Here is a 24815-nt window from a genome sequence, read left to right as displayed (position 1 = left end):
TTCATCATACCTCAATACTTGATTTTTGTCAACGATTGACACTTATCAAAGAACTCACTATACTATAAATATGAGGTTTTTAGCACTATTTCCGTCACGCTTTAAAATGCGTTCCTCCAATAGTGCTAAAAAACGATCGTTGGACAGCTTTTTTTGTTCAAGGAATAAATATAAAAGAAAAATTAAGGAGAGTATAAAACATGAATCAGGCAGAATCAACGGGGATCGCCGTATCTCTGTTTGAAATATTCCCTCTGTGCCGGAAACTGATTTTCAGTTCCCTGGATATGAAGGAGCTGAATCTGACAAAAAGCCAGCTGTCTGTCTTATTTGCGCTGGAAGTTAAACCCGGCCTTACGATGTCCAGGCTGTCCAAATATATCGGATCGTCAAAAGAACAGACTACCCGGGCAGTGGCTCCCCTGGCAAAGGAAGGTCTGGTGGAGCGGTACATGGATGAGGAAAACCGGAGATATGTCTACATCCGGCTTTCCCAAAAGGGCACATGTATGACACAGAAAGCAAAACAGGCTTTTATTAATCATCTGAAGCAGTCCTTTCACCGGCTGCCGGAAGAGGATCTGAACGATTTAAAACAGGCGGCCCAGACAACCTTAAACATCTTAAAAAAGCTGGAACCATAGTGCTGCATGGTTCCGGCTTTGCTTTTTATAAAATCCTGTGATATAATTTCATATACTACATTTGTAAGATTAAAAGGAGAGGACCTATGAAACCGATTCCCCAGATATCAGATGCCGAATACAAAGTGATGAAAACCGTGTGGGCCCATGCGCCGATCAGCACACCCCAGGTGACAAAGCTTCTGGCCGCCCAAAATGACTGGAGTCCGAAGACCGTCCAGACCCTTCTCTCAAGACTGGTCAAAAAAAGAGCCCTGACCTACGAAAAGCATGGCAGAGCCTTTTTCTATACTCCCCTGGTAAAGGAGGAAGAGATCTTAAAGCAGGAGACAGCTTCTTTTCTCAACCGCTTTTATGACGGCTGTTTCAGTTCACTTGTATCGAATTTCTTACAAGAAGACCGGCTGACAGCCCGGGAGATTCGTGAATTAAAAGAGATTTTGGATACGGAACTTGACAAGGAGGATGAATAAAATGTACCAAGCGCTGATGGAGAATTTTCTCTTCCACTGCCTGTTTCTTGCTCTTATCGTCCCTGTGATCCTGGCGGGACAAAAGCTGCTGCGGCACTGTCTGACGGCGCAGTACCGGCATATGACCTGGTATCTTTACTGTTTCTGCGCCCTCCTTTTCTTTCTTCCCGTCCGTTTGCCCGGATCAGCAGATCTCTGCTCTTTTGTCAGCAGTTTTATGAAAAATGCTCCCAGGCAGGCTGTACAGACCTCCACTGTCTCCGCCGCATCAGGCTCTGCCGGACAAATCAGAGACTATGCCGTATCCGCCGGAGCAGCTGTCCCCGGCCCGGTCTTTACTGCCCTGTTTTGGATCTGGGCCGCCGGCGCTGCCGCCATGACAATAATCTTTTTGTATCATTGCGTCCGCTTAAACCGTTTCGGCCGCTCTATCGCCTTTGTTAAAAACATGGATACAGAGCGCCTTTTTCTCCAGTGTAAAGAGGAATTGGGAATCCGCAGAAAAATCCGTTTTGTACTCTCCGAGACTTCAGATACACCCATGGCGTTCGGGATCTTCTTCCCTGTCATCGTATTTCCGAAAAAATTTCTCTCGGTCTTTTCTAAACGTGAACTTTCCTATGTTTTCTATCACGAGCTGAGCCATTACAAGCGGGGTGATCTCGCCGGCAGCCTCATCTGCTGTATCGTAAAGGTGCTGTACTGGTTCCACCCTTTCGTCCTGTATTCACTCAAAAAAATGAGAACAGACCGGGAAATAGCCTGTGATGCGTCCGTGCTGAATCATATAAGACAGCATGAATGGAATTCTTACGGCCACACGATCCTGAATTTTGCAGGATACCTGTCTTCCCGGGAGATATTTTTCGTTTCCTCGGGCATCGGAGGCAGCTATTCCCAGCTAAAACAGCGCATCACGGCCATCGCCTCCTACCGCAGGCCGTCAAAGAAAACGCAGCTTGCAGGTTTTTCTCTCCTGCTGATCCTCTGGCTCCTGTTTTCGCCTTTCGTTCAGAATCATAATTTATTGGCGGACTCCGTATCCGGGAAACCTGACCGGCCATTCGTTCCGGTGGATCTGTCTACTTTCTTTCCCGAAAATGAGGGCTGTTTTGTCCTATATGATAAAAATAAAAACCAGTACAGCATATACAATGAAAAAATGAGCCGGCAGAGAGTCTCCCCGGATTCCACCTATAAAATATACAGCGCCCTGGCCGCATTGGATGCCGGCGTGATCTCCCCCGGCAAATCCGAGATTGCCTGGGACCAAAAGCAGTATCCATTTTCATCCTGGAATAAAGACCAGACTCTTGACAGCGCCATGTCCTCCTCGGTCAACTGGTACTTCCAGACCCTGGATCAAAGACTTGGGAAGACAGCACTGAAAAAAACACTCAGACGCATCCGGTACGGCAATGAGGATATTTCCGGCGGAATCACTTCTTTCTGGCTGGAGTCCTCTCTGAAGATCTCCCCCTTAGAACAGGTCATGCTGCTCAGAGACTTTGATCAAAACCGGCTCGGCTGCTCTGAAAAAACGGCCAGAGCAGTCCGAAATTCCATCCGGCTCAACTGCGGCCCCGGCCGCATCCTGTATGGAAAAACCGGGACTGGATGTATAGACGGCCATGACATAAACGGATGGTTCATCGGTATTCTGAAAACCAAAGATAATACTTACTGCTTTGCCCTGAGGATCAAAGGCCGCGACGGCGCATCGGGGAAGAAAGCGGCTCAGACTGCCTTAAAGATTATTCGTTCTCTTTCGCTTTGATCACCGGAAGAGTCTTCCTCACGACATATCCGCTGCCTCCGCGTTCTTTCACATCTTCTGCCATGGTGATCAAAAGCCATGGCTCTTTTTCTCTCTTTCCGGCAGTAAAAACCCCGAACCAGCCAAGCTCTGTCCCGGAAGTATCGCTCTTGCTCGCTTTAATCTCGGCGGTCCCGGTCTTTCCGGCGAGTTTCACGCCGGGAGTCCTGGCTCCGTGTCCGGTGCCGTCCGGGTGTTCAATGACCTGGATGAGGTCTTTTTTGATGATCTCCGCCGTTTTTTCTGAAAATGCGTCTTTCATCCAGTACTCTGGCTCCGGTTTCTTCTTATACAGCAGATATGGACGTACCATGCTGCCCTTGTTGACAAAGGCCGAATAGATCGATGCCAGATGCACTGGATTGACAAGCACCTGGCCCTGGCCGTACCCGCTGTCAGCCAGCTGGACTTCTGAATCAATGCTTTTTTGATTATTTGAAAACTGAGACACTGCCATCTTAATGTCAAAGGGCAGTTCCTGGCCGAACCCGAGATGTTTTGCCTGTGCCGCATAGTCTTTGGCCCCGATCTTTAACGCTGCCTTCGCAAAATAAATGTTGTCGGAATAAATCAGTGCATTCTCAAGCACTGCATTCTCATATGTATGCAGGGTCGTTACTTTGTAAGATCCCCAGCTGTTGTCTTTCTGCCATGAAAGCCCACTGTATCCGAAATCCTCATTGGGCTTCAGTTTCCCTGTATTCATGCCCATCCCGGCCACCACCGGCTTAAAGGATGATCCCGGAGCCCATTTCTGGCGGAAACGGTTGTAGAGCGGTTTTGCCTTGTCTTTGTTCAGTTCCTCCCACTGATCCGCAGGAATCCCCAGCACAAAGTCATTACTGTCGTAAGCCGGAGTGCTGACCAGGGCCAGGACCTCCCCTGTCTTCGGATTCATCATCACGGAACAGCTCTTATCGTCTTTATATTGGTCATAAATTTTTTCCTGAAGTCTCGCATCGATAGTTGTATAAATATCTTCCCCGTTCTTTTCCCTTTTTACGGCAAGCACCTTCTTCTCTCTGCCGTCCTCATTGAGGATCGATATCTTATATCCGTCCGTCTCATGGAGCCGTTCTTCATACAATACTTCAAGGCCGCTTTTCCCCACCAGCTGTCCCTGCTCATACCCCTGATCTTTCTTTTTTTCCAGCTCTTCTGCACTGATCTCCTGGACATATCCGGTCAGGTGTGATGCCTTCTTCCCGTACGGATATACTCTGCTGTCCTCTGAAGACACCAGCACGCCGGGTATTTTTAACAGCTTCTTCTCTATTTTTGCTTCTCCGGCAGACGTCATTTTCTTTACCGGTACAAAAGAATCTTCTGCAACCCAGGATGCATGAAGCTTCTTATCAATATCCTCTTCCTTCATGCCAAGCAGTTTCGCCAAACCGGATATGGAAGCTTTCCGGTCTTTTATTTTCCCCGGCACGAGTCCCACAGATGCGGCTTTTCCTTTTCCCGCCAGCATTTTCCCATTTCGGTCGTAGATTGCTCCACGGTTCCCTTTTAATTTCGTGACACGAACTTTATCTGTGAATTCCATGTCCGGAAAGATTAAGCTGTCATCCCACTTGAGACGGTAATCTCTTCCCTCTTTCTCAAAATGAGCCTGGTGATCAAAAGAAATCCTGCCTGCGATCGTATCCATGGACATGCGATAGGAAACCTTATCTCCCTCTGAATCTTTATCCACAGTAACCTTCATATTTTTAGCCCCTATCCCCTGATAGATCTTTTGATTTCTCTGTATAAACTCTTTTTTTGAGATCTCCTTTTGACTGCCTTTATCTAACAGTCCATACATCGTCCCATAGTCTTTTTTCTCAATACACGAAACATACTCGGAAAGTACATCTCCTGGACGTCCTGTGCCAAAATAATTCCAGAGAGCATATGCGGCAATGCCAAGTGCCGCTGCCGCTCCGAGTATAAAAATCCCTGTCTTTTTCATAAATACCTCCTGTTCCTGATCTTCAGGTATCAACATCATCTATATCTTACACATGTAGGATATATGTGTCAAGGTAAATCAGTCTGTTCAAAATGTAACGCATATTTCGCGTTTTTTACAGTAAACGACTGAGAATTCGGCAAAATCTGTTGTATAATGACAAGTACAGTATTTGCCGCAGCTGAATATAAAAAGACAGGTTAAGAATAAAAGGGGGCAGAGGAGGACGATCGTGTTTAAATAAATCGATGATATCACAGAAATGATCTATGTTGCAGATATAGATACATACGAACTTCTGTATCTGAACAGTTCCGGCAAGCGCCCTGTTCGGTACAGAAAGCTATAAAGCCCTTTTCTTTTGCGTTATAGCGTAACATCTGTAACTGGTTGGTAATGCTGTTGCTTTCTTTGTCAGTGTCCCCGTTGTCTTTTGATAAACATGCATATAATCTAACTGTTAATTTTGTCTGCTGTTTTAACATTTGTTATACTGTTTTCATATCAATAGTTGCTATTTTTCTGTTCAATTTCTCTTTGTATCAACCTTTTAATCAAGTGCTGTAACTGAACTGTACCATTGATAGTTCTATTATAACATCAAGACAGGCTGGCAGAAACTGATATTTAAGACAACTTTAAGATAACTGATAAAAATATTTTCCTTTCTCATCCACAACAAAGAAATCTGCAACGGACACATGGAACCGCTGCCTGTGCCTGCTTCATAGCATTTGACCAGACTCCTGAGAGTCCTGCCACACTCACCGGATCACAGTCCAGTCTGGTTCCATCTTCTAAAAAACTGCGTCAATTGCCCCTTCACTATTCTTATGTATATCCATGACTTTTGCCCAAGAATAAACTGACAGCCATGTGCCTCAAACTGTTCTTTGTAGACTTTTCCCACCTTTTCAATGAGCTGAATCGGCAGGATGCGGTCCAAACACATTATTGGCTGTTCGCATTTCTCCAATCGGCGGAATAAAGCTATTCGCTCCTGTTGCAATCAAAAGTCTGTCATATCCGATTTTTCTTCCATCTCACAGGATCAGTTTGAAATTATCAAAGCTCTGCAGCGCGAAGGCATACAGGGCTATCTCTTCGGACGTCCTATGCCCCTTTCTGACTTCTGCCGATTCCCTGAAGAAAAGCAAAACAAACCGAAAAATTCCCGCACAGAATAAAACTGACAAATCATATGGCCTCCGCTGCATCAGACAACGGAGGCCATAGAAGGCTCTGTACTTCTTATTCTTCGATGATCTCTTCTGGCGTAAAGCCCCGGCATCTCCACTGCCGGGTGCGTTTCTGCCAGCGGGCGCAGCAGGCCAGAAATTCCTCTTTTTCATGTGTCTCATTCAGAAAAATACCGGCGTTTTTCATCAGACTGAACATTTGAGAGACACCGCCTCCTAAGAGCAGATTGTCTTCCAGCGCTGTCATCAGCTCCGCAAACGACAGAGGATTGTGTTTCCTTTTCTCCAGGAACCTTCTCAGTTCCTTGTACTCAGGTGCATCTACATCCACATACTCTTCATAATACAGACGGATTTCCTCCTGATCGGGTATGTAATACGGCAGGTTTTTCACCTCATTCATAAGGTTTAAGCAGACCCTGGTATCCGAAATCTTGGAGGAGATCACGTAGCGCCCTTCGACACGGTAATCTCCGTAGACTTTTTCGGTAATTTTCAGGAATCTGGAAAGCTCCCCTTTCTTGAGCGGTGTGCTGTGAAACTCTTCCCACACCCTCATCAGCTGTTTTTTTTCATAAACGCCGTACAAATGAGCCAGAGCTCTTGCATACCGGTACAACTCCTGGTTGTGGACGACTGTCTTCCTGTTTTTTGCATTGGACAAAAATCTTACGATCTTTGCTTCTACCCCGGGCGGCACAACAAACTTCCTCCCGCCGTCTTCACCGAATACAAAAAGCCAGCCTCTTTTCTGGTATGTCCAGATGCCGGCGCTTTCCCCATCCGGCCCGTCCGGTTCACTCAAAAGCAGTTTCAGTCCTCTCAAGTCTTCAGAAGAGCTGTATTTTAAAACAGCAGGCATCTGGGCTAAAATCTCGGCTTCCAGTTTCTCCGCCAGTTCATGCTTCCTGTACCGTGTGCCGTCCATTCCATAAAAAGAGGCAATCTCTAAAAGCTGGCTCTTCGTATAACAATGAAGGCAATCCAATAAACCTTGTGCAGAACTTTTCAGAATGGTCCATTTCATTTCATTTTTCTGCTCCATCTTGCACCTCTTTTCTAAACTGTACATCTTTTTTTTATTTTACCATAGAATACGTGACCTTCCTACCTGTATACAATATACTTTTTTCTATGAAAAATCTTCTCCCTCGTTTTTTCTTTCACACATTTTTCCCGGGACCATAAAATATAGAAAGACAAATTATGGATGTGATGTTTTGAATCATTTTACTGTCTCCTGCCAACCCCCGGGAAGCCATCTGCCCTCCTGTGCCCAATATAGTATTGATGCCGATTCTGCCTCCGAAAGTCTCCTTCCCATGTTCCAGGTCTTTGAACAGGGCGGACAGATCAGACAGGCAGATGAACATACAGCCATATTGATGCCGTCTTCGTTTTACTTTGTGAGCTATCATTTTATTGCCGGTCCCGGAAGCTGGAAGTATTTTCGTATCCTTCCGTGCATCAACAGCAAGCCCGCGCTTTTATATGCTTCTTTTTCCCCTGCCGCCTCAGACGGGATCGCATCGGCATCGGCTTGTTTTATCACAGATAAAGCCCTGCACAGCCCGGCTTCCCTGAGTTTCCGGGTGAGCTATCCGGAATCCCCAAAAGCCTTCAGTATTACGGGGGCCGTGAGCATTGCGGCATATAATGCCTGAACACAAGAGAGAACAGCAAGGACCATGTCCCGCTGTTCTCTCTTAGCAATTTCCCACAAATACATATTTCAAATAAGCTCTCGCTGTCTCTGCCAGCCGGTAGACCTGTTCGGCTTCCGTGGCCTTCTTGTCCGCCATTTTCCATCTCGGAAAAAACCTGTTCACGTGAAGCGGAATTTCCGGATTTACAGAGGCCACCCAGGCGGCCATCTCCTTCATCTCTTCCCTCGTATCATTTTCTCCGGGAACGATCAGTGCTGCAAGTTCCACATGACATCTGTCCGCCGCTTTTTTTATAAAATTCTGTACCGTGCCCAGATCTCCTCCCAATTTCCTGTAATATTCTTCTCTTATGCCTTTCAAGTCCACATTCATCGCATCAATGTAAGGGAGCAGCGATTCTTCCACGGCTTCTGAAAAGGCGCCATTGGTCACGAGAACATTTTTCATTCCGTACTGTTTTACTATTTTTGCCGCATCTCTCACATATTCATAACCTGTCAGCGGTTCGTTGTAAGTATATGCGACTCCGATGTTGCCTCTGGCCCTGAGTTCCGAAGCCTTGAGTGCAAGCTTCTCCGGTGCCAGAAAGACCGTCTCCGCCTCATCTGCATTCTCCATGGAAATGTCATAGTTCTGGCAGAAAGGACAGTTTAAGTTGCATCCGAAGCTTCCCACAGACAGTATGACACTCCCAGGATAAAACATGGAAAGCGGTTTCTTTTCGATAGGATCCAGAGCCAGGGCAGTAATCCTGCCATAGTTTTCACACACGATCATACCGTTTACATTTTTCCTGGCCCCGCATCTCCCGAACTGGCCTGGTTTCAGCCTGCAGCGGTGCATGCATACCGTACATGTCTCTTTCATCTTCTCACCTGTGCCTTATGACTTCAAACCGCTCGATCTGTACAGATTCCTCTTCTCCGATCCCGGCTTTTTGTTTTGCAATCTCAATCTGTTCATCCACAGTATCCACACCGGAAAGATTCGGGAGCAAAAGCCCTCTCCGCCCTCCCCGTGTTACGATGACTCCGTATTTTTGGGCATCCAGTTCCTCCATTGATGTTACCTTCTCAGTCTTTCCGAGGACATCCACACTGTATTCCAGCTGATCCAGTTCTTCCTCCCTGACAGGGGAGAATCTCGGGTCTCTGGCTCCGGCGCTGACCGCGTTTTGTATGATTTCCTCAGCAACAGAAGATTTCGTTGCACAAATAGTGCCGATACAGCCTCTCAGCCTTCCCTCTTTCTTCAGAGAGACAAAGACACCTGCCCGGTTGCTCAAAAGTTCTTCCGGAAGCCCTTTCGGAACTCCGATGGCGGTTGCGTTTCTCACATAAGACTCCAGTGACAGTCTCGCCAGACGCACAAAACAGTCTTCTCTGGCCTGCCTTCGCTCCGCCTTCTTTCTCTGAAGCCTCAAATACTCGTCCTTAAACTTCCGGTCCGGATCCTCCCTGAGCGGCTCAAAGGCACAGACCCCGTATCCCACGCCAAACGGCCCCTCATAAGACAGTTTTTCCGTTTTCACGGCCGTGCCGTCCAGGGCTCCGGCCAGCATCACAAAAGTCCTGTGGCCGCACTCTCCTGCTTTCTCAAGAAATTCCTCGTCAAACTCAAAAAGCTCCAGAAAATTTCCGCTTTCCATAGTCTTCATAATCCTGCTGTCATACCGGGGACCTTCCTCACAGTATCCGTAAGGCCCGTCCTCCATCAGTCGGTGGGACAAATCTCCGCTGGCAATAAAAACTGTCTTTCTTCCAAGGCTGTCTGCCGCCTTTTTCACATACTGCCCCATTGTATAATGGTCAGAAAGAGAAAGACCCGAAAGGCCGATCCTGACAGTCTGAAACTCCTGATAATTCTGCTGTATGAAATAGAGAGGAATCATGGACGCGTGATCCAGCTGTTTCTCCTGCTCTCCCGCAGTGCCTGCCATAAATCCGTCTTCTTTCGCCAGCCTCGTGATCAGCTCTGTCATTTCCCGGTCATAGTCGGTACAGATCCGGCTCTCTGCGGCTCCAAACTGTGAGAAATCCCCCCGGGCCCCGTCTCCCGGAGAAATGTGAAAGTAGTCCGTATACATGACAGAGTGGGGTGTGGCGATCACTACTGTCTCCGGGGCAAGACAGGCGATCTTTTTTCCGGCTTCTCTGTAAGCTTTTACGGTGTCTGCCACCGCCTGCTCCTTTCCGCATCCCACCTCGGGAACGATCAACGGGGGATGCGGTACCATAAATGCACCAATTACAGCCATTTTTCATCATCCTTTCTATGTTATTTATACCTGGTAATATCATGGCAGGACAGCATACATGCATCTTTTTCTCCCCACTGGATCAGCGATGCATCTGCCTCCGTCCATACGTTCATGACAGCTTTGTCTGTTCTCTGCCTCAAGAAAATTGTAATCTGCTTCAAACACTCCACGGAGGATGACACGGTTTATCTCCATATCATCAACGATTAAAATAGTGTCTCTTCCTGTCATCACATTTCCCCCGTTACTGCACTCCAAATATTTCCGTTCTTATTTCCAATTTACACTATATTATTAATTATAACACAAAACAAGAAGAGAAACGCAAAAAACAGCCGGATGAACCAGCTGTTTTCATACGATATTTTCCATATAATATCTGCGGCAGAAGGAATTCTTTCAGCAGAAGGGAACCATTCTGTAATAGTGTTCTTTATTCATCTGCTTTCTCTGGCAGATACTGCGTCCAATTTACTTGACAATACTTGTTCGGCAGCCATTATGTCCATTTTCTACATGGTTAGAGTGAGGCATTCTAAGAGCCGAACGGAAATCATGTGGAAGATGTCATACATAGATGATCGTGACTCCCCCAAAGCTGATTCTTCCGGTCAGTCTGATCCGTATCGTACCGTCGCCGTGGTTCCTGTTTTTCTCATCCACAGCCCCGAAGACAGCGCTGGCCTGATTGATCACCGTCCACTCTTTCGGCAGAAAAAGCTCCATCCCTGCAAACGATACGTCCACATTGATTTCGGCATCTCCGCCCTCTACTCCTGCATTGTCGAAGTAAGCCTTGATCTCTCCGAAGCTTACGTCAAACTGTGCGTATTGGAAATGATCAGAATTTACATACTTGACGGCAGAACCGAATGTAGTTCTGTGACAGACAGCAGTTCCGTCCTCCTCGTCAATGACTGACTCAAACGGCTCATCTCTGTGCCATTCCTTCCATCTCTTTTTCCTGGAAGGAAACAGCAGATGACACCCGATGCTTCCCAGGAGTGCAGCTCCTAATACCGGCCATGGCGTGACAGCGGTGATTCCCAGCGGCCCTGCATAAATAATGCAGAGAAATGCAATGGAAAACAGGATTCCCGTGTACTCCAGATGCATCAGGCTTTTGATCAGCATGGCTGCGAAAAATATAGTCAGCATAAGGCTGAATACACTGACTTCTCTCAGGTACCCCAGTCTTCCAAAAATAATGAACACTGCTCCAAAGATAAAAAACAATCCCCAGAAAATCTTTTCTTTTCTCATCTTCCGATCCTCTTTTCTTCTAATTTTTGCTTCAGCGGTTTCAGATAAAGTCTCGACACATACAACTGCTTATGGGTATGTTCAAACTGTATGACGCCGGAAGCTGACATCCCCCTGCTGATGGAATAGATCCTGTTGGTGTTGACAACTGCCGACTTTGAGATCCTCATGAAGGACCCCGGAAGCATCTCCTCTAGTTCATACAGCCTGTACCTGGTCTCGTAGATATCATCCGCCGTATGCACGTTAATGGTGTTTCCGTCTGTCTCAAAAAACAAAACCTTGGAAAGCGGGAAATAGTACTCCTGCTCTCCCTTGGAAAACACGGCCGTCTGTGTCCCGGATGCTGCCTCCGAGACCGCTTTCTGCACTTCCCGGACGATGTCATTTAAACCGGCGCACCGGATGATGACCTCTTCTTCCATTAAATTTTCATCAATTTCAATCCGTATCTTCATCTTTTCATCTCCACGTCTTTATTATAGCAGAGGCCGTGAGGCTGTAAATGAAAAACAGCCAAGTGGTAAAAAACAGAGGGTAAGTGACACATTACTCTGCATATATGGTATAATAACTGCAATCAGAATGGAGGTATCATACTATGTCCAAAAAAATTTTTTTCTTTGATATCGACGGAACCCTTGCGGATCAGGAAGACATCCTTCCCTCGAATCAGAAAGCCCTTCGGGAACTGAGGTTAAAAGGGCACACGGTCATGATCGCATCAGGAAGGCCTGCCGGCTATATCAGGCATATGTTTTCCGGGCTGGCCGACGGATTTATAGCCGCAAACGGCAGACGCATAGAGCACGAGGGAAGCGTCCTGCTGGACAACAGCTTTACCGTCGCCGAACTGAAAGAAATCATTAAGCTGTGCAGGGTTTCCCAGTGCTCCTACTGTCTCCTCGGAGACGGTGTCGTATACCACGGCAATCCGCTGTATCTGTACGGACATACGAGACCATACGAATCCATCGATGTAATCCATGAAGAGAGCTGGGACATCCGGGATGTCAGGGCCTATGCATTTGATATCATCTACAGGGATGCGGAACATCTAAAGACGATCAAGCAGAATTTTGACGGCAAATATATCATCAATGACCACTTTGACGGCTCCGCCGATGTCTCCAGCGTATCCTTCAACAAAGGACATGCTGTTGCCTATGCGACCAGTGCTCTCGGCTTTTCACAGGATGACAGCTATGCATTCGGAGACGGAGACAATGACGTTCACATGTTTGAGGCCGCCGGTACGGCCGTTGCCATGGAAAACGCAACACGGGCAGCGAAAAGAGCCGCAGATTACGTCACCCGGCATTATAAAGAGGATGGGATTTTCCATGCCCTGAAACACTTGAAAGTACTGAACTGCCTGCTTTAATCCAAGCATAAAAATCACCAGACCTGACAAAATACGGCCTGGTGATTTTTTTATGTGGAAAATTGTGAGTGGTAAAGCTGTTCGTAGTATCCTTTTTCTTCTAGCAGTTCCGTGTGTGTGCCGGTCTCCACGATCCGGCCTTCTTTCAGCACAAGAATCAGGTCTGCATTTTTTATGGTTGACAGCCTGTGAGCAATGACAAAGCTGGTCCTTCCGGCCAGCAGCTTATGCATGGCTTCCTGAAGTATCTTTTCGAGCCTTGTATCCACGGAAGATGTAGCTTCATCCAGAATCAATATTTTCGGGTCCTTTAACACTGCCCTCGCAATCGTAAGAAGCTGTTTTTCACCCTGGGAAATATTGCTTCCTTCCTCGTCGATCTCCATATCATATCCTTTCGGCAACGTCCGGATAAAGTGATGGACATTTGCCGTCTTGGCCGCATCGATCACCTCATCCTTTCTGGCATCCAGCCTTCCATACCGGATGTTTTCATAAATTGTTCCGGAAAACAGCCATGTGTCCTGAAGGACCATGCCGAACATGCTTCTTAAGTCTTCTCTTTTCATGGACTTGATATCCACGCCGTCAATCAGGATTCTTCCGCTGTCTGTGTCATAAAAACGCAGCAGCAGGTTGATGATGGTTGTTTTCCCGGCCCCGGTAGGACCCACGATGGCGACCATCTGGCCGCTTTTTATATGAATATCCAAATCCTTTATGACCGGTTTATCTCCGTATCCAAAAGCCACATGCTCAAATGAAACCTCTCCTTTTACATCGGAGATACGGGTTCCCGGTTCCGGATCGGGAATCTCCTCGGGTTCATCGAGGATCTCAAAAATTCTTTTCATCCCTGCAAATGCCGCCTGGATCTGAGCTGAGAGCTGAGCCACCTGAGAGAGGGGTTCATTGCACTGCCAGATATAGCGGATGAAAGCCTGGAGATTGCCCACGGTCAGCATCCCCTGTATTACAAAGACAGTCCCGGATACTGCCACACCTCCGATACAGAGATATACAGTCAGAGAAATCAGCGGACTCATCATGGAAGATACAAACTGTGCTTTCAGAGCATGCTTCTGGAGCCTTCCGTTGATCTCTTTAAACCGCTCCCGGGAAGACTGCTGCCTTCCGAACAGCAGAATCTCATTGTATCCCGTATAGAGCTCTGTTATCGTCCCGTTCAGTTCTCCAAGAGAGTCCTGCTGAGCCTTGAAGTGCTTCTGGCTTTTCCTTACCACAGCCACGCTGATCAAAATACTGACAGGAATGATCAGCACGACCAGCCATGCCATCACTGGCTGGATGGTAAATACCATCACAAGGACCAGGATGAGCGTCAGGACTCCGCTGATGACCTGGGTAAAACTCTGCTGCAAACCGTTGGATACCGAGTCGATATCATTTGTCACCCGGCTTAAAGTATCTCCAAAGCTGTGGGTATCGAAATATTTCACCGGCAGCCTTCGGATCTTATCCTGCACCGCATTTCTCATATCATGCATTGCGCTCTGGATGGAATTGGTCAGCAGGAACATACTAATGACCTGGGATGCCATCTTTATAATATAGACAGCCGCAAGTACTGCAAGGATTCTCACGATCACATCAAACCGGACTCCCGCGCCGGGTACTTTCCCTGCGATCTGTGCCGCGTCTTTGGCCAGCCGGGTAGTGATCATTCCCTCGATCCTTGGTGCCGAGGTCATGGCGGCCACGCTTAAAACCGTCATCACAACCGCTCCGATAAATCCCCATTTATAAGGAGCGATAAACGGCCTGAGTCTGCTGATCACCGCACCCGCCTGTTTTATTTTCTTAATCATCGGCCAGTTCCTCCTTATCCAGCTGGGATGCAGCGATCTCCTGATAAATCCTGCAGCTTTCCAGCAGTTCTCTGTGAGTTCCGGCTCCTGCGACCCGTCCCTCATTGAGCACCATAATCTTATCTGCATCCATGATGCTGGTGATTCTCTGGGCTACGACCATCATGACCGCATCCTTTAAAACCTTTTTCAGTTCTTTTCTGAGCTTTGCATCTGTCTTGAAATCAAGAGCAGAGAAAGAATCATCGAAAATATAGACTTCCGGTTTTCTCACAAGTGCCCGCGCAATGGAAAGCCTCTGCCTCTGTCCGCCGGATACATTGGTTGCATTTTCCGTGATCTGTACGTCAAACCCGCCCTTTTCCATGATAAAATCATATGCCTGGGCAGTTCTTGCCGCCTCCTCCATTTCTTCAAAAGAGGCATCTTCTTTTCCAAACTTGAGATTATCTGCGATGCTTCCGGAGAAAAGCAGTGCCTTCTGCGGTATAAACCCGATAGAATTTCTCAGGGAACTAAGATCTATATCTCTGATGTCTGTCCCATTGACCAAAATCCTTCCGCCGGACACATCATAAGCCCTGGGGACAAGATTGATCAGAGTGCTTTTCCCGGAACCCGTGCTGCCGATAAAGGCGATAGTCTCTCCTTTTTTCACAGTGAAGGACACGTCGGTAAGCACTGCTTCCTCTCCGTCCGGGTATGCGAAGGTCACATGGTCAAACGTGATCTCATCAATGCGGATAGGGCTGCCTCCTTCTCCCGAAGTATTTTCAACTGCCGGCACAGCGTCGAAGATCCTGGTGATCCTCCTGGCACTGACCGCCGCTTTGGGATACATCATGAAAACCAGGCAGAACAGCATGATAGAGAACATCACATGGAACAGATAATCCATGAAGGCTACCAGCTGTCCGATGTTCAGCCCTCCCTGCTCTATCATAATGCTAGAGATCCAGTAAATGAGCATACCGGCTAAATTCATGAGAAAATAGAAGGCCGGCTGGGTGACAGACATGAGTTTAAACAGCTTTTTGGAATATCCCATATAGGCGCTGTTGGCTTCATCAAAGCGCTTCTTTTCATGCCTGTCGTTGGTAAACGCCCGGATGACCCGGATACCGCTGATATTTTCCTTGGAAATGCGGTTGATCCATTCCAGCGAGGACTGCTGGCGTTCACTTAAAAGCTCAGAGCGTTTTGCCACGATGATCACTCCCACAACGATAAAAGGTATAGTTCCCAGGATCACCATAGAAAGACTTAAAGAAGCTTTCAGCACGAGCACGATGCTGCCGACGGTCATCACCGGCGTCATCAGGGCGGTGCGGAACAGGATATTTAAAAACATCTGGATCTGGAAAGCGTCGTTGGTCGTTCTCGTAATAAGGGATGCCGTCCCAAATTCTTTGAATTCCCTGTGTGAAAATTCCTGCGTCTTTTCAAACATGTCATTTCGGATGTCCCTTGTGATGGAGGTAGACAGATAGGAACAGCAGTAGCCCAGCAGGATCGTCCCCGCGGTTCCAAGCAAAGAGACAAGAAGGATCACTCCTCCCATCTCAAAAATAAAAGCCGTGTCCTTTTCCGTTACGCCCCGGTCGATCATCCACGCTACGATGGTCGGTATCCCCAGCTCCACAAGAGCAAAGCCGAATACCGAAAATACATTCAGTGCAAACATTTTTTTATAATGTTTCAAGTAAGATAAAATTAGTTTCATTTTGTCGTTTCCTCGTTCATTCCCCCATCTTCATTCTTGACGGGATTTACGTGTACCATACAATGTTTCACCGGCGCAAACTTTTCCTCGATTTTTAAGTGGACCTTCTCCGCCGTATCGTGAGCCTTCCTGAGCGGAAGATTTCCGTCCATGCAGATCTCCACATCCACATATACCCTGGCCCCGAATTTTCTCGTTCGGATATCGTCAATCCCCCTGACCCCGGGCTGGTCAAGAATCACGCTTCTCATCTGTTCCACCGTCTCCCTGCTGCACGACTCATCGATCATTTTGCGCACGGCGTCTGCAAAAATGTCGTAGGACGCTTTTACAATAAAAATGCAGATCACCACGCTTGCCAGAGGGTCCAGAATTGGAAACCCCATCCTGGCTCCCAGGACACCGATAAGGCTGCCGACGGAAGATAGGGCGTCGGAGCGGTGGTGCCACGCATCCGCCATCAGCGCAGCAGAATCTATTTTCCTGGCTGCATTCCTCGTATACCAGTACATCCCCTCTTTGACGGCTATGGAGATCAGGGCGGCCGCCATGGCCAGGGCTCCAGGGATCACAAGTTTTCCCTGATCCCCCGCAAAAATCTTCTGAAGCCCGGCAGCTCCTATGAAAAGCCCCGTTATGCACAGCACTGCGCCCAGCAGGACCGCCGCCACACATTCCATCCGTTCGTGACCGTACTGATGTTTTTCATCTGCTTCCCTGGAAGCCAGGACAACCCCTGCCATGACAATGATCGTGCTGAACACGTCGGATGCGGAGTGGGCCGCATCCGAGATCATGGCGCCGGATCTTGCCGCAATGCCGGCAAATAATTTAAATGCTGACAGTACCAGGTTTACAAAAATACTGTTGACAGACACTTTCATGGCTATCCGTTCTTTTCTTTGCTGTCTCACCGGTCCCTACACCCTTCAAATCTGAGTACTTATAGAATATGCATATGCCTTTGAAATGTACTATAAAGATTCACCGTCCGGCCGGGCGTGCATATTATAAAAACAACTGAAACAGCAAAGGATTTTTCATATGACATTTTGTGATTCTTACCATCCGGCGGTCACAGATCCCCATCCCTATCCGCCTGTAAAAGCAGCCCGGCGGAACCCCCGGTATGCGGAAATGATACTGCCTGCACTGAGAGCCCAGTCCAGCGAACTGACTGCTGTCACCACATACATTTATCAAAACTGGATCTTCTTCAAAAAGTATTCCTCACTGGCCGATACTCTGATGAAAATAGCAAAGGTGGAAATGCACCACATGCAGATGCTCGGCACACTGGTCTCCCTTCTGGGCGGCGATCCGAGATTCGCCGAAGACCCCTGCCAATGCTGGAGCGGAGACGCCCCTGATTATACAAAGGATCTTCACCAGGCATTGAAAAGCAACATGGAAGCAGAAGAGGCGGCCGCCAGCTTTTATCTGGAGACTGCCTCTAAGATACAGGACCCGTTTGTCTGCGCCGTGCTAAACCGGATCGCCATGGATGAAAAAGTCCATGTACAGATCTTCCGGCATTATCTGAGTGTTCTTGGCTGCTGACATTTTCTGTCACAGCTTCAGTACCTCCAGGTCATCGGGCACATAGACAGTCCCTGAGTACAGCAGTTTCACTTCTCTTGTATACTGCTTCTTCCGGTTCTTTAAATCGGTATCCTCCGTATGGTAAAGCACCAGATTTCTGACTTTGAGTTTTTCGGCCAGATTCCCGGCATCCAACGCTGTGCTGTGGTGCTTTTCATATGGATGGAATATATCCCTCATGCCATATAAACAGAATGCCTCACAAAGCAGCCAGTCCGCTCCTTCCACATAAGGTCTGCAGATGCTGTTGTACGGTTCATCACCAAGACATGCCAGTGAAATGCCTTCCTCCAAATCTGCACGAAATCCAAATTGTTTTGCCTTCGTGGAATGTATGTCAAAAAAGCGGACGTGCATCCCTGAGATATCCATCTCTTCTCCGTCTTCTACTTCCTGTATCCGTATTTTACCGCCCAAAAACTTCAAAAATTTTTCTGCCAATGTGAGCCGGCAGATCTCTTTCAGGATCTTTGCGGCCTCCTCGTGGCAGTAGATGGTAAAATACCCGTGATAAGCTTCCGAAAGCATCATGGACGCCGCTTTCCGGACGATCCAGACGGCGCCTAAGATATGGTCCGTGTGAGCATGGGTCAGGAACATACTGCGGATCTGTTCAAATGGAATCTGAGCTTCGTCAAGCCTTAAAAGGATTCCATTCCCTCCTCCTGCATCCACGAGGAAATATTCCTCGCCGTTGCGGATGGAAAAACATGTATTATAACATTTGGTAACCATTGCATGCCCGGTCCCGAGCATAATCAGTTCTGGCTTCATATGATCAATTCATTCCTTTTTCGTTCACTGCACTCTTTTTTCAGTTTCATAGATGCTGCAAGGAGCATCGGTCTGCTAATGCTCCTTGCATGTTCCGGACAAACGGCAATACACCGCATACAGGAGATGCACATTTTCTTCACTGTCTCTTCCGGATGCTCTGCAGGTATGGCGCCGGCCGGACAGAGACGGGCACAGAGACCGCATTTCTTACACTGTTTTCCGGCAGAAGGCTTCATGGGAACGCCATTGTACTCCCGGTACGGCCGGTTTCCTTTCACGGAAAGCTCTGAGACCCTTTCTGTATCTTCTGTCTGCTCTATCTTTTCCCGAATCTTCACCGCAAAGTCCGTGAGCTCACTCTTATCCCGGCTGTCCGGCCTTCCTTCTGCATATTGGCGCATAATGGAATGTTCCGCCGCTGCAGCCACGGCTGCCGCAGGAACAAATCCCTGCTCCTCTGCCAGGTCTTTCATCTCAAGAAGAGTATCGTCATAGTCCCGGTTTCCGAATGCGGTCAGAAGGATGATTGGTGTCTTTTGTCCCTTTAAGTTTCGAAACCGCTCTGCAGCCGGAGCCGGCACTCTTCCCCCGTAGGACGGGACTCCGAAGATCACCAGGTCCTGTGCTCCAAATTCGTGTACTTCCCCTTCCTTTGGTATTCTGGAAAGGTCGATCTCCTGATGAGTTTCTTCCCACGCTTCACCAATCAGTCTGACAATGCGTTCCGTGCTGTATGTAGGGCTGAAGAATACTTCCGTCACTTTTGATATTTCCATACTCAAAACCTCCTCGTATAATATCTTTTAGATACATTAAATGTACCTTGATAACTGAATAAAAATTGTTCAATAGGCTTAGTAAAGCCCATGGTATAATTGTTCCCTAGTGTCAATCAGGTAATAGTTCTGTTACCTCCTGTTGAACCAAAAATGGTTGCTTCAAAGATAGTCTGTTCCCCTGACATGGAAGTTAGCTTCAAACCAGCTGGCTGTTTGTCTGAGTACATGGACTGCCATTTAGCAGTGTGGTTCGCATCAGCCCATCTCAGACCGGATTCTTATATGCGAGGGTGTTGATGCTCCGTGATCATGGGTTTTACCAAGCCGATTGAACACTCAAATACAACATAGAAAGAAGGTGATATCATGAACCCACTTTACGTCGGTATTGATGTCAGCAGCAAATCCAATGTCATTTATCTAATGCTCCCTGATGGTGCGAAACATAGCTGTTTCTCTGTTGCAAACTCTCAGGATGGCTCATCCCAGATGGTAAAACGGATTCTTTCCGCAGTCACTTCCCGTTCCCTCGATACAGTCGTCATAGGTCTTGAAGCTACATCTGTCTATGGAGACAATCTCGTATATTTCCTGAGGGAAGATGCCTCTCTGGCTCCGTTTAACAGGAAGATCCATGTCCTCAATCCCAAGCAGGTAAAGAACTTCAAGGAAGCCTATAACGACCTGCCAAAGAATGATTATATGGACTCCTTTGTCATTGCTGACTGCCTGCGCTTTGGTAGAATCAACAAAGAGGTCTATCTGGGAGATTACCGCTATAAAGCCCTTCAGAACCTTACAAGGGCTCGTTTCTTCGCCGTACAGAACCTCGTAAAAGAAAAACAGCGATTCATCAATGTCCTGTTCAAGAAGTATTCTACTATGACGCAGGAGAAGGTATTTTCCGATACCTTCAGCACTACTGCCTTAGCTGTCTACGAAGAGTTTGAATCCGCAGAAGCATTGGCGGCGATGGACTTACAAGAACTTACGGACTTCATTATGGAAAAAGGAAAGAACCGCTTTCCCAATCCCGATGCCGTAGCCAAAGCCATCCAGAAAGCTGCCAGGAGTTCCTACCGTTTACCCAAGACGGTGAATGACTCCATAAATCAGGTGCTTTCTATATCCATAACCTCGATAAAGGCGCTGGATGCTCAGATCAAAGAGTTCAATAAAGCTATCGAAGCACAAATGGAACTCCTGCCAAATGTATTGATATCCATCCCCGGCATTGGGCCGGTCATCTCAGCCGGCATCATGGCTGAAATCGGAGATATCAACCGTTTCCCAGGTCAAGCGCAGCTTGGCAAATATGCAGGACTTGCCTGGACTCAGAATCAATCCGGTGACTTCGAGGCGGAGAATACAAAACTCATCCGCTCCGGCAACCGCTTTTTAAAGTATTACCTGTGTGAAGGTGCTTTGTCTCTCGTGAGATGCGACACGGAGTACAGCAGCTTCTATCACTCCAAGTACAAGGAAGTGAACAGGCATCAACACAAACGTGCACTCGCATTAACTGCCCGTAAATTTGTGCGGTTGGTCTTTCGACTGCTGAAAGACAATCGTCTATATCGAGCAGCGGAATAGAATTCTATTCCTGCTGATGAATGCCCTGCTTCCAAAAGCAGATATCGCAGGGCTTGTTAAAGTTACCCTTTTTTCAGCATATGATATGAAAAAGTCTGCAAAAAAGTTTCAATTTATACTTGACATATCACCGCTGGACTGTCTTCACTTTCTGCTATTATAACAGAAAACCTTCCCGTCTGACAGCTTTATCGGTTCCTTTTCTGATAATCTAAAACTCTCTCTTTATCTGAGCTCCTGATCTGATTTTTGATATACCGCACTCTGCCGTCCTCGGATTTTTTTAAGGTCACCTTATGGCGGAACAGGCAGTCCGTCCCCTTTTGTTTTAAAACAGCATCCACGGTGAGGATGATCCTTCCGTCTTTTTTATACTCTGCCCGGATCACCTCAGGAACCGGCATACTCTGGGGAATTAAGTTTCCGCACCTTAAAGGCTCCCACAGATAACGTGTTCCGTCTTCGCCTCTGTCTGCCAGTGCACGGATCTGTCTCTTTGAAAACGGAAGATATTTTTGAAGCAGAAGTTCAAATTCTTCTGACAGTATTCCTTTTGTCCCGTTGTCCCCGTCAAAATATCTGCCGGTCTCTATACGGTACAGATACTCATAGAGATCATTCATATAAAGTTTCCCCGGCTGTTTTTCATCCCAGTCGGTAAGAAACAGATTATTTCCTCTGTAACCCACCGGTTCAATATATCTCCTGCAAAATCTACGGTATTCTTTTGAGAGGGGACGGATGCGGATCATACTGTGGGTGTCCATCTCCTCATTTTCTGTATGTATGGTCTCCCAGATCAGCCAGCCCTTCTCTGTCATTCTAAAAGAGGATACTTTTTCTGTCTTTACATAGGATACCGCCGGATTTCCCTGTTTGTCCCAGTCCAGATAGGCGTCTGTGAATTCTGCTTTCTTTCCTTTCATCCTAAGTTCATATCTGTGGATTCCACCGGATCTGGTGACACCAAAAAACACGGTGGAAGTCTTCCCGCCTTTTTCGGCCTTCCGCAAAGCTTTCTCCACTGTCCGTCCATTCTGCATATCACAGTCATTTTCCATACACGCGGCGGAATATCCGCATGTTCCGAGCCGCCAAACGATTCTGTGGATCTCCTTCTTGGACAATACCGGATTTATGCCTTTCCCTTTGTCTGCGGACGAATAAATCGTCTTATAACAGTCTGCCGCCGCAAAGAGTTCTTTTTTGATCTTTTCTGTACTTCCTTTCGGATTCTTGTTCGTTTCTGTGCCGCAGGCAGAAAGGCAGAAAAGGCATCCCAGCATTGGGATCAAAATCTTTATGATTCTCATAGTCATTTGTCTCCTTTTTTTAAAATCTTACAACCGTAAGAGTTAATTGTCAAGTATAGCTGTCCATGACAAAAGCCATATTAAAAAGTAAATATGATATTTAGAAAGGACGGTACAAACTATGGATGCGATTGTTTATCACGGGGTGAAAGATGTGGGAGTAGAAAAGGTTCCGGACCCCAGGATCGAAAAGGAGAATAATATCATCGTCAAAGTGACCTCCACAGCCATCTGCGCTTCCGATCTCCATCTGATCCAAACGGAGGAGCCGGCGGCCTGTTCGGGTACAGTGACGCCTTCGGCGGATATCCCGGAGGACAGGCACAGTATCTCCGGGTCCCCTATGCCAATGTAGGGCCTGTAAAAGTCCCGGAAGAACTTGAAGATGAACAGGTCTTATTCCTGATGTTGTGGTCTCAGGCTGTGGTCCAGTCGCCTTTTGACAATCAAATGGGCCTTTTTACTGGGTGCAGAACGTGTCATCGACTGCGTGGGTATGACGGAAAAATGTCGGTTGTGGAAAAAGTGGAATCCGCCCTGAAACTCCAGGCCGGCTCCAAGTCTGCCATCGAGATCTCATCCGAAGTGGTGAGAAAATGCGGAACCGTGACAATAATCGGTGTCTACGGTGGAAGATACAATCTATTCCCTCTGGGCAACTTTTTTGACCGGAATATCACACTGAGAATGGAACAGTGCCCTGCACAGAAATATGTGGACCCTATCCTTTCCCAATCCCAGACAGTTCCTTTGACGCCACCGATATCATCACACACCGCCTTCCTCTTAGTAAAGGGAAACACGCATACAAAATCTTCGACAAAAATAGGACGAGTGCATCAAGGTCATCTTAAAACCCTAACTCTTATCTCCTTCATGGTAAACGATCTGACCGTCGATGAATGTATAGAGCGTCTTGGTAAGGGTACTCACCGGATTGTCGGAAAATACTGCGAGATCCGCATCCTTCCCGGGTTTCAGGCTTCCGACCCGGTCATCCACACGGCAGTTCTTTTATTACCTTTCCTTTCGTCTGCACATAGCCGTGTTCTATAGTTTCTCCTTCCATAGGAAGGATTTTCCCGTTTAAGATCAGCATCGTTTTATTCCTCCTCTAATCAATAATTTTTTCTTTTTTTGGCATACTGATTATTATACCAAGTGTTATCAGATATAAAGGAGATAAGGATTATGCCAAAAAAAATTATTGTCATCGGTGCGAATCATGCAGGTACCGCAGCGCTGAATACGATACTCGACAATTATAAGGATGTGGACGTCACCGCCTTTGACGCCAATTCCAATATCAGTTTCTTAGGCTGCGGGATGGCTCTCTGGATCGGGGGACAGATTTCCGGGCCTGACGGGCTGTTTTATTCCAGCAAAGAAATCCTGGAAGGGAAGGGCGCAAAGATCTATATGGAGACCTCGGTCAATTCCGTAGATTTTGACAACAAGGTCGTCTATACGAAAGATGCTGCCGGCAAAGACTGTGAGTACCCTTACGACAAGCTAATTCTTGCCACAGGCTCTACTCCGGTAGGCCCCCAGCTTCCGGGCATGAGTCTTGACAATGTCCAGTTTGTAAAGCTCTATCAGAATGCGGCGGAAGTCATCGAAAAGCTTGGAGATACCTCTATAAAGAAAGTCGCTGTCGTCGGAGCCGGATATATCGGTGTGGAACTTGCCGAGGCTTTTCAGAGAAACGGCAGAGAAGTCACTTTAATTGACTGCGCAGACACCTGTCTCTCCGCCTACTATGACGATATATTCTGCAAACGCATGGAAAAGCAGCTGTCTGACCACGGAATCCGCCTTGCATTTGGAGAGAAAGTAAAACAGCTGGAAGGAAACGGGAAAGTCGATAAAGTAGTCACAGACCAAAACACCTACGACGCCGACATGGTCATATTCTGTGTAGGCTTCCGCCCCAACACGAAGCTCGGAAACGGCCAGCTTAAGCAGTTTCACAACAACGGCGCTTATCTTACAGATCTCATGCAGCAGACCAGCCGCCCGGACGTCTATGCCGTGGGTGACTGTGCCACCGTTTACAACAATGCCATCGAAGATACGGATTATATCGCACTGGCCACCAATGCGGTCCGTTCCGGGATCATTGCCGCCCACAACGCCTGCGGTACAGAGCTGAAATCCCCGGGGGTACAGGGTTCTAACGGGATCAGCATCTGGGGCTTAAACATGGTAAGCACCGGGCTTTCCCTGGAGCGAACAAAAAAACTCGGTTTTGATGCCGCCGCCACAGATTATGAGGACTGGCAGAAAGCCGGGTTTATGGAGAAGGACAACTATAAGGTCGTGATCCGCATCGTTTATGACAAAAAGACGCGACGAATCCTCGGTGCACAGCTTTGTTCCGACTATGATATCTCCATGGCGATCCACCTGTTTTCTATGGCCATCCAGGAAAAAGTCACCATTGATAAGTTAAAACTGTTCGACCTGTTTTTCCTTCCGCATTTTAATCAGCCGTACAATTATATCACTATGGCCGCACTGAATGCAGAATAGGAGT

General features: G+C 47.4%; 22 protein-coding genes. 9 read left to right on the top strand and 13 right to left on the bottom strand.

What is annotated here, in order from left to right; genetic code table 11:
* The first annotated feature begins 200 nt into the window (after positions 1 to 200).
* The 3 genes from P8F77_RS03820 (at position 201) to P8F77_RS03810 (ending at position 2894) form a co-directional block, all read left to right on the top strand.
* Positions 201 to 644: a MarR family transcriptional regulator gene (locus P8F77_RS03820; RefSeq protein ID WP_024728470.1), complete on the top strand. Its 444-nt coding sequence runs from the start codon at positions 201 to 203 to the stop codon at positions 642 to 644.
* 86 nt (positions 645 to 730) lie between these two features.
* Entirely contained in the window at positions 731 to 1117 is a 387-nt protein-coding gene (locus P8F77_RS03815) for a BlaI/MecI/CopY family transcriptional regulator (RefSeq protein ID WP_024728471.1), read from the top strand.
* 1 nt (position 1118) lies between these two features.
* Positions 1119 to 2894, top strand: coding sequence for a BlaR1 family beta-lactam sensor/signal transducer (locus tag P8F77_RS03810; RefSeq protein ID WP_024728472.1), 1776 nt, complete (start codon positions 1119 to 1121; stop codon positions 2892 to 2894).
* On the opposite strand, the gene P8F77_RS03805 is transcribed toward P8F77_RS03810, so the two are convergent.
* Together P8F77_RS03805 and P8F77_RS03800 are read right to left on the bottom strand one after the other, a co-directional pair.
* Positions 2872 to 4890, bottom strand: a complete 2019-nt coding sequence (locus P8F77_RS03805; protein ID WP_034550046.1) for a penicillin-binding transpeptidase domain-containing protein — start codon at positions 4888 to 4890, stop codon at positions 2872 to 2874. The two genes, P8F77_RS03810 and P8F77_RS03805, sit on opposite strands and share 23 nt — an antisense overlap.
* 1251 nt (positions 4891 to 6141) lie before the next feature.
* The gene (locus P8F77_RS03800) at positions 6142 to 7134 is read right to left on the bottom strand and encodes a hypothetical protein (RefSeq protein WP_235824589.1); all 993 of its coding nucleotides are present in this window, start codon (positions 7132 to 7134) and stop codon (positions 6142 to 6144) included.
* Between the two features lie 175 nt (positions 7135 to 7309).
* On the opposite strand from P8F77_RS03800, the gene P8F77_RS03795 reads away from it, so the two are divergent.
* Positions 7310 to 7753 carry a hypothetical protein gene (locus P8F77_RS03795; protein WP_186992431.1) on the top strand — a complete coding sequence of 148 codons (444 nt, stop codon included), beginning with the start codon at positions 7310 to 7312 and terminating at the stop codon, positions 7751 to 7753.
* 42 nt (positions 7754 to 7795) lie between these two features.
* On the opposite strand, the gene amrS is transcribed toward P8F77_RS03795, so the two are convergent.
* The 4 genes from amrS to P8F77_RS03775 all read right to left on the bottom strand — a co-directional run bounded on the left by amrS (position 7796) and on the right by P8F77_RS03775 (position 11737).
* Positions 7796 to 8623, bottom strand: coding sequence for an AmmeMemoRadiSam system radical SAM enzyme (gene amrS, locus P8F77_RS03790; RefSeq protein ID WP_270432281.1), 828 nt, complete (start codon positions 8621 to 8623; stop codon positions 7796 to 7798).
* Positions 8624 to 8627: 4 nt separating this feature from the next.
* Positions 8628 to 10013, bottom strand: coding sequence for an AmmeMemoRadiSam system protein A (gene amrA / locus P8F77_RS03785; RefSeq protein WP_024728479.1), 1386 nt, complete (start codon positions 10011 to 10013; stop codon positions 8628 to 8630).
* 570 nt (positions 10014 to 10583) lie between these two features.
* Complete coding sequence (locus tag P8F77_RS03780) at positions 10584 to 11279, bottom strand: hypothetical protein (protein ID WP_287518495.1); 696 nt, start codon at positions 11277 to 11279, stop codon at positions 10584 to 10586.
* Positions 11276 to 11737: a LytTR family DNA-binding domain-containing protein gene (locus P8F77_RS03775; RefSeq protein ID WP_024728483.1), complete on the bottom strand. Its 462-nt coding sequence runs from the start codon at positions 11735 to 11737 to the stop codon at positions 11276 to 11278. The genes P8F77_RS03780 and P8F77_RS03775 overlap by 4 nt, the downstream gene beginning before the upstream one ends.
* Positions 11738 to 11880: 143 nt before the next feature.
* Here P8F77_RS03775 and P8F77_RS03770 point away from each other — a divergent pair, with 143 nt between their 5' ends.
* Complete coding sequence (locus P8F77_RS03770) at positions 11881 to 12663, top strand: Cof-type HAD-IIB family hydrolase (protein WP_024728484.1); 783 nt, start codon at positions 11881 to 11883, stop codon at positions 12661 to 12663.
* A gap of 50 nt (positions 12664 to 12713) precedes the next feature.
* Here the strand turns inward: P8F77_RS03770 and P8F77_RS03765 are convergent, their stop codons facing one another.
* From P8F77_RS03765 to P8F77_RS03755, 3 genes are read right to left on the bottom strand one after another with little or no spacing between them, the layout of a single operon-like run.
* Entirely contained in the window at positions 12714 to 14492 is a 1779-nt protein-coding gene (locus P8F77_RS03765) for an ABC transporter ATP-binding protein (protein ID WP_287518491.1), read from the bottom strand.
* Positions 14485 to 16215 (bottom strand): ABC transporter ATP-binding protein, encoded by a 1731-nt coding sequence (locus tag P8F77_RS03760; protein WP_024728486.1) that lies wholly within the window; start codon positions 16213 to 16215, stop codon positions 14485 to 14487. The genes P8F77_RS03765 and P8F77_RS03760 overlap by 8 nt, the downstream gene beginning before the upstream one ends.
* Entirely contained in the window at positions 16212 to 17099 is an 888-nt protein-coding gene (locus tag P8F77_RS03755) for a cation diffusion facilitator family transporter (protein ID WP_034550051.1), read from the bottom strand. Before P8F77_RS03755 ends, P8F77_RS03760 begins: the two co-directional genes overlap by 4 nt.
* A 160-nt stretch (positions 17100 to 17259) precedes the next feature.
* Here P8F77_RS03755 and P8F77_RS03750 point away from each other — a divergent pair, with 160 nt between their 5' ends.
* Positions 17260 to 17775: a manganese catalase family protein gene (locus P8F77_RS03750; protein ID WP_024728488.1), complete on the top strand. Its 516-nt coding sequence runs from the start codon at positions 17260 to 17262 to the stop codon at positions 17773 to 17775.
* Between the two features lie 9 nt (positions 17776 to 17784).
* Here P8F77_RS03750 and P8F77_RS03745 read toward each other — a convergent pair whose 3' ends face one another.
* Positions 17785 to 18591, bottom strand: a complete 807-nt coding sequence (locus tag P8F77_RS03745; RefSeq protein ID WP_024728489.1) for an MBL fold metallo-hydrolase — start codon at positions 18589 to 18591, stop codon at positions 17785 to 17787.
* A complete protein-coding gene (locus tag P8F77_RS03740) occupies positions 18588 to 19370 on the bottom strand; it encodes a 4Fe-4S dicluster domain-containing protein (protein WP_024728490.1) in 783 nt (260 codons plus the stop codon). Before P8F77_RS03740 ends, P8F77_RS03745 begins: the two co-directional genes overlap by 4 nt.
* Before the next feature lie 369 nt (positions 19371 to 19739).
* On the opposite strand from P8F77_RS03740, the gene P8F77_RS03735 reads away from it, so the two are divergent.
* The gene (locus tag P8F77_RS03735) at positions 19740 to 20966 is read left to right on the top strand and encodes an IS110 family transposase (protein WP_347256138.1); all 1227 of its coding nucleotides are present in this window, start codon (positions 19740 to 19742) and stop codon (positions 20964 to 20966) included.
* A 188-nt stretch (positions 20967 to 21154) separates the two neighbouring features.
* On the opposite strand, the gene P8F77_RS03730 is transcribed toward P8F77_RS03735, so the two are convergent.
* Positions 21155 to 22279, bottom strand: a complete 1125-nt coding sequence (locus P8F77_RS03730) for a DUF6070 family protein (protein ID WP_235824588.1) — start codon at positions 22277 to 22279, stop codon at positions 21155 to 21157.
* 121 nt (positions 22280 to 22400) lie between these two features.
* On the opposite strand from P8F77_RS03730, the gene P8F77_RS03725 reads away from it, so the two are divergent.
* Positions 22401 to 22634 carry a hypothetical protein gene (locus tag P8F77_RS03725; RefSeq protein WP_024728492.1) on the top strand — a complete coding sequence of 78 codons (234 nt, stop codon included), beginning with the start codon at positions 22401 to 22403 and terminating at the stop codon, positions 22632 to 22634.
* A 503-nt stretch (positions 22635 to 23137) separates the two neighbouring features.
* Here P8F77_RS03725 and P8F77_RS03720 read toward each other — a convergent pair.
* Entirely contained in the window at positions 23138 to 23281 is a 144-nt protein-coding gene (locus P8F77_RS03720) for an amidohydrolase family protein (RefSeq protein WP_235824587.1), read from the bottom strand.
* Between the two features lie 189 nt (positions 23282 to 23470).
* Here P8F77_RS03720 and P8F77_RS03715 point away from each other — a divergent pair, with 189 nt between their 5' ends.
* Positions 23471 to 24811, top strand: a complete 1341-nt coding sequence (locus tag P8F77_RS03715; RefSeq protein WP_024728493.1) for an FAD-dependent oxidoreductase — start codon at positions 23471 to 23473, stop codon at positions 24809 to 24811.
* Positions 24812 to 24815 lie beyond the last annotated feature (4 nt).

This window comes from Anaerostipes sp. PC18, assembly GCF_039789045.1.
GTDB classification, from domain to species: domain Bacteria; phylum Bacillota; class Clostridia; order Lachnospirales; family Lachnospiraceae; genus Anaerostipes; species Anaerostipes hominis.
Note: the sequence above shows the minus strand (reverse complement) of the source record. Positions and strands in the feature narration are given on the sequence as shown.